5 protein-coding genes are annotated in these 5,032 nt (G+C 62.6%); 1 reads left to right on the forward strand and 4 read right to left on the reverse strand.

Going from position 1 to position 5,032, the window contains the following annotated elements; all coding sequences use genetic code 11:
* The first annotated feature begins 506 nt into the window (after positions 1 to 506).
* On the forward strand, positions 507 to 1,754 hold the full coding sequence (locus ACP5MM_RS09595) for an NnrS family protein (protein ID WP_427932725.1): 1,248 nt from the start codon (positions 507 to 509) through the stop codon (positions 1,752 to 1,754).
* Between the two features lie 168 nt (positions 1,755 to 1,922).
* On the opposite strand, the gene ACP5MM_RS09600 is transcribed toward ACP5MM_RS09595, so the two are convergent.
* From ACP5MM_RS09600 to narH, 4 genes are all read right to left on the reverse strand, one after another.
* Positions 1,923 to 2,450, reverse strand: coding sequence for a hemerythrin domain-containing protein (locus ACP5MM_RS09600; RefSeq protein ID WP_427934515.1), 528 nt, complete (start codon positions 2,448 to 2,450; stop codon positions 1,923 to 1,925).
* On the reverse strand, positions 2,450 to 3,139 hold the full coding sequence (gene narI, locus ACP5MM_RS09605; RefSeq protein WP_427932728.1) for a respiratory nitrate reductase subunit gamma: 690 nt from the start codon (positions 3,137 to 3,139) through the stop codon (positions 2,450 to 2,452). Before narI ends, ACP5MM_RS09600 begins: the two co-directional genes overlap by 1 nt.
* The gene (narJ, locus tag ACP5MM_RS09610) at positions 3,136 to 3,693 is read right to left on the reverse strand and encodes a nitrate reductase molybdenum cofactor assembly chaperone (RefSeq protein ID WP_427934517.1); all 558 of its coding nucleotides are present in this window, start codon (positions 3,691 to 3,693) and stop codon (positions 3,136 to 3,138) included. The genes narI and narJ overlap by 4 nt, the downstream gene beginning before the upstream one ends.
* 2 nt (positions 3,694 to 3,695) lie before the next feature.
* A partial coding sequence (gene narH / locus ACP5MM_RS09615) for a nitrate reductase subunit beta (RefSeq protein WP_427934518.1) occupies positions 3,696 to 5,032 on the reverse strand: 1,337 nt, incomplete at its 5' end.

The raw sequence follows: 5,032 nt of genomic DNA on the forward strand, positions 1-5,032 counted from the left end.
CCGCAATTTTCCTCCTGCCACCAGGAAGTGCAGGCGCTTGCCCACATCCGTGCCCTCAATGCTCAGGCTGCGGCCCTCCAGCGCCGCGAGATCGGCGCTGCGCTCGCCGAGGAGACGATTCATGATCCTGGCCGCCGCATCCGCAAGCAAAGGTTCCGGCATGCTCCTCAGGGCGAGGAACAGCGGCCAGCGGGGCAATGACGGCAGGGCCGGGAGGCGGATCGGCGGATAGAACGGAGCATGGATATTCACGGGCGCTTCTCCAAGTCAGAATATTAGGATAATAGAATACTTATATTGTTATATTGAAAGCCCTTGTCAAGGGTGCGTTCCTTCCCGCGCCGCTGACAGGTCAGAGGCAACGCCATTCGCCGGCGCCATCCGACCCGTCCCGACACACCCTATATTCGCCGCAACCCATGCCGAATTCATTGATCTCGGTCAAGGCGCTTTCCCGCGCCTTGCGCTTTACTATCAAGCCAGTGGGTCGACTATGGAAATGCCTTATGGATGCTGGTCTCGGGGCGCGATTGCGCGCCATGGCGGTACAATTGGGCACTGCCCCCCACCGCCTGTTTTTCCTCGCCGGCGCCATCCAACTGGTCCTCACCCAAGCGTACTGGATGGCGAATTTGGCGGCTTTCACCATCTCCCTGCCGGGATTACCCGGCGCCGCGGGGGCCAATCCCTTCCTCGCCCATGGGTTTTTGATGATCTACGGGATATTCCCTTTTTTCATCATCGGCTTTTTATTCACCGCCTATCCCCGCTGGCTGGAAGGACCGGAGATCCCGAGATCCGCCTACCGGTGGGTGTTCTTCGCGCTGGCGGGGGGAATATTCCTCGCCTATCTGGGGATACTTGCCTTCGCGCCGCTGCTGACGGCGGGCGCCGCCCTCTTTTTGCTCGGCTATCTTGGCGTGCTTTGGCAATTGGGGCGGGTGTACCGCCTTTCCCCGCATCGGGACAAAAGGCACGAGGCCTATGTCTGGTCCTGGCTGACAGGCGGCGCCGTGGGGCTCGCGCTGTTCATCGCCGGCATGTACCAGGACCGCCAGACCTGGATAGGCGCGGCATTTTCCGCAGCCTTATGGCTGTGTCTGGCGCCCTTGACCGTTACCGTCTGCCACCGTCTGATCCCCTTTTTCAGCAGCCGGGTAATCCCGGGCTACCGGATGCTCCAAGCCGCCTGGGTCCTGCCGCTGGTGGCCGTGTTCAGCATCGGGCATTTCCTCCTGCGCTGGGGCTTCGGGACCCCATGGTGTCTGTTCAGCGACCTTCCGTTCCTTGCTCTCGCCCTGCATCTCAGCATCCGCTGGGGACTGCTGCGCAGTTTCCGGAATCGGCTGCTGGCCATGCTCCACGTGGGTTTCGCGTGGCTCCCCATGGCCCTGGCCCTTTATGTGGCACGCGGCCTGCTGTCTGCCCTGGGCAACCCCTTCTCTCTGGGTTTTGCGCCGCTGCACGCCCTTGGGATCGGCTTTTTGACGAGCACCTTGCTGGCCATGGCCACCCGCGTGAGTCTGGGGCATTCCGGGCGGCCGCTGGCGGCGGACCAGGTCGCCTGGTGGACCTTTTGGGGCATCGGTGCCGTGGCTCTGCTGCGGATCTGCGCTGCCTTGCCCTGGCTGGCCGCTTGGCGTGCCGACCTGTGGCTGGGGACGAGCATCCTGTGGTTGCTGGCCGTAATCCCATGGACCTGGCGTTACGGCGCTCTGTACCTGCGGCCCCGCGCCGATGGAAGGCCCGGATGATGCACCCGGCGCTCACGCCAGGAGACTGGCCGGGGCAGGGTTGAGTAAGCCCAGCGCTTGCCGCAGCGTGATTTCGCCGACACGCGCCGGGACGATGGTAAGGGAGACTTACACTCGATATTGCACGACATCGCTCCTTGAAACGGCCGCCCCTAGGGTAATGAAGCCTCAACCGGCACGCCGCCGCGCCGCCATCGCCGCACCGATCTGCCCCAGGGATTCCGGATCCAGGCGGCTCGCCAAGGGATAGATCACCATTTCTTCGTTGCCCATGTGCTCGCGCAAGCCGGCCGCATAACCGCGAAGATCCGGCAAGGAGGACTTTTCCCCGGCGGCGACGGTTTCCAGGAATGGTTCCAGAACAGCCCAGCCGTTAAGTTGCTGACCATGCTGAGCGACGAGTTCCAGAATGGTGCCGGCGAGCTTTTCCTCTCTGCTATCCAAAACGGTCAGCAACCGCGGGAAAAGGTCCATTTCCTCGTCCGCGAAATGCAGCGGCGCCGCGTTCCGGAAATAGCGCAGCGCCCGCTGGGCGGCGGTGCGCGCCCGCTCGTCGGGGCCGTGGCGGAGCAGATAATCCGGCAGGCGCTCCAGGGTGACGCAATGGCCGCGCATAAGCCCATGACAGGCCTGGAGCACCGCCAGCGGCCGCCGGAAGGCCGCCGGCGGAACGTCACCCGCCGGGGCACCGGCCATTAAATGCTCCGCTGCTTGGCGCGCACCACTTCGTAAGGGCGGATCAGGTAGTTGAAGGGCACCGTCCAGATGTGCACCAGCCTGGTGAAAGGGAAAAGGAGGAACATCGTCATCCCGAAAAACATGTGGACCTTGTAGATGAGGGGAATCCCCGCAAGCATAGCCGGATGGGGCTGGAAGGTGGCGATGCCTTTCAGGTAGCCGCCGAGCACCTCCATGTTGGCGACATTGCCCGCCATGAGATCGGGAACGGTGGTGGCCTGGGTCACCAGGCCCAGGAGCAGGGTCACGATGAGCCAGAGCAGGATGAAGAGATCGCTCTTCCGCCCGGCCGCCCGTACCTGGGGATTGAGCATGCGCCGGAGCAGCAGCATCAGGCCGCCGATCATGGCGAGGATGCCGAAGGTGATCCCGGCCGAGGAGGCCACCCATTGGTGCTGGATGGGGTTGAAGCCCAGCCACTCGAAGGCCGGGGTAAGCAGGCCGACGAAGTGGCCGGCAAAGAGCATGAGAATGCCCACGTGCCAGAGATTGCTGGCCCACAGCATATAGCGGCGCGAGGCGAGAAGCTGGCTGGAATAGCTGGTCCAGCCGTACTGCTCCCGGTCGTAGCGGATGATGGAGCCGACGAGAAAGATGGTGCCGGCGATGTAGGGATAAACGCCGAAGAGCAAAAGATTCAGGTTCATGGCATGCACTCCTTCATGGTGCTGAGTTCAGCGAGCCGACCTCGGCGCTCCACGAAGCGCACCAGGCTGGCATAAGGGCTTTCGGCCTTTTCGAGGTGGTCGCCCAGGGTTTCGACGGCGTGGACGGCATTGCCCAAAAAGATCCTGGCCTCGTCGTCATCCAGGGTCGAGGCATACTCCAGGATGAGTGGCAGGTAATCGGGCAGTTCATTTCCCACGATGGCCAGCCCATAGCTTTCATAATGCTCGGCCAAGTGGATCATGGCGGGACCCCGCTCGCGATCCCCTTCCTCGAAGAGGTGATAGGTGAGATGGAGGTCGTGGTCCGGATTCAGGTCGAAGGTCTGCACATAGGCAGACTCCAGGTCCAGGGGAAGCTGGCTTTCCATCCAATGGACCATGCCGAGCAGGGCGCTACGTTCCTCCCGCTCCAGGTCCGGGGCGGTGACGAGATAATCCCGGATCTCCGGTAGGGCCGCCCGCAGTTCCGCATCGGGATAACCCAGCAGGGCGGAGACGACCTGATACAGGCGATTCCTCACTTCGGTGTCCATGGTTACCCCCTTTTCCCGCGCGGGAAGAATTGCAGGGGCTGGACCGGCTCCACCGCCCCTTTCCGTCGCTGCGGGAAAAGACTGGTGGCACTCTCGCCCTCGCTGCTGGTATTGCCGAAACTGATCCCGTTCTGCCCCTGCAAGGCGTAGGGATCGTCTATCTTTACTTCCTGATGGCTGGTGGGGATCACGAAGCGATCCTCATAATTGGCGATGGAGAGGAGTTGCCACATCTCCTTGGCCTGCTCCTCGCTAAGACCGGCCGCCGCCAGGACCCGGGCATCGGCCTGGCCCTCCACATGGATGGACCGCTCATAGCTGCGCATGGCGATCAACTTGCGCAGGGCGGCGGCGACGGGCGCCTCCTGACCCGCGGTGAAGAGGTTGGCCAGATAACGCAACGGGATGCGCAGATTCTCCACCTGGGGGATGACGCCATCGGGCCCCATGGGCAGATTCCCTTGCTCCATCTGCGACTGCACGGGAGAAAGGGGCGGCACATACCAGACCATGGGCAGGGTGCGGAATTCCGGATGCAAGGGAAATGCGATCTTCCAGTCCACCGCCATCCGGTAGATGGGAGACTCCTGCGCCGCCTTGACCCAGGAGTCTGGAACGCCATCGCGATAGGCCTGAGCGATCACCTCGGGATCGTTGGGATCGAGGAAGATGTCGAGGTGGGCCTGGTAGACATCCTCGACGGCGTCCTTGCCCGCGGCGTCGCTGATCCGGTCGGCGTCGTAGAGGATGATGCCGTTGGAGCGGATCCGTCCTACGCAGGTCTCCGAGCAGACCGTGGGCAGGCCGGACTCCACGCGGGGATAGCAGCCGATGCACTTTTCCGACTTCCCCGACTCCCAGTTGAAATACACCTTTTTGTAGGGACAGGCGCTCACGCACATCCGCCAACCCCGGCAACGGTCCTGATCCACCAGGACGATGCCGTCCTCCTCCCGCTTGTAGATGGCTCCCGAGGGGCAGGCCGCGACGCAGGCCGGGTTCAGGCAGTGGTTGCACATGCGCGGCAAGAAGAAGTGGAAGGTATGTTCAAAATCCGCGTAGACTTGTTTTTGAATTCGGTCGAAATTGCTGTCCTGGGAACGCTTGGCGAATTCTCCGGCCAGGTCGTCCTCCCAATTGGGGCCCCAGCTCACCTTGTCCATCACCGCCCCATCGATCTGCGACAGCGGGCGGGCGGTGGGGGCTGCCTCGGACAGGGGCGCGCTCACCAGGTGGTTGTAGTCGAAGGTGAAGGGTTGGTAATACCTGAATCCGTGAGTTCGCTGCCAGAAAGCAGGAGCAACGCTATGTTTTCCATGGTATAATGTGTCCTGGCTCG

The organism is Acidithiobacillus sp., assembly GCF_049965315.1.
Lineage (GTDB): Bacteria > Pseudomonadota > Gammaproteobacteria > Acidithiobacillales > Acidithiobacillaceae > Acidithiobacillus_B.

What these genes read in the sequence shown, in the direction of transcription:
- ACP5MM_RS09600 (WP_427934515.1), bottom strand. Translation starts at nt 2,450, where the DNA reads ATGGCCGGTGCCCCGGCGGGTGACGTTCCGCCGGCGGCCTTCCGGCGG.
- narI (WP_427932728.1), bottom strand. Translation starts at nt 3,139, where the DNA reads ATGAACCTGAATCTTTTGCTCTTCGGCGTTTATCCCTACATCGCCGGC.
- narJ (WP_427934517.1), bottom strand. Translation starts at nt 3,693, where the DNA reads ATGGACACCGAAGTGAGGAATCGCCTGTATCAGGTCGTCTCCGCCCTG.
- ACP5MM_RS09595 (WP_427932725.1), top strand. Translation starts at nt 507, where the DNA reads ATGGATGCTGGTCTCGGGGCGCGATTGCGCGCCATGGCGGTACAATTG.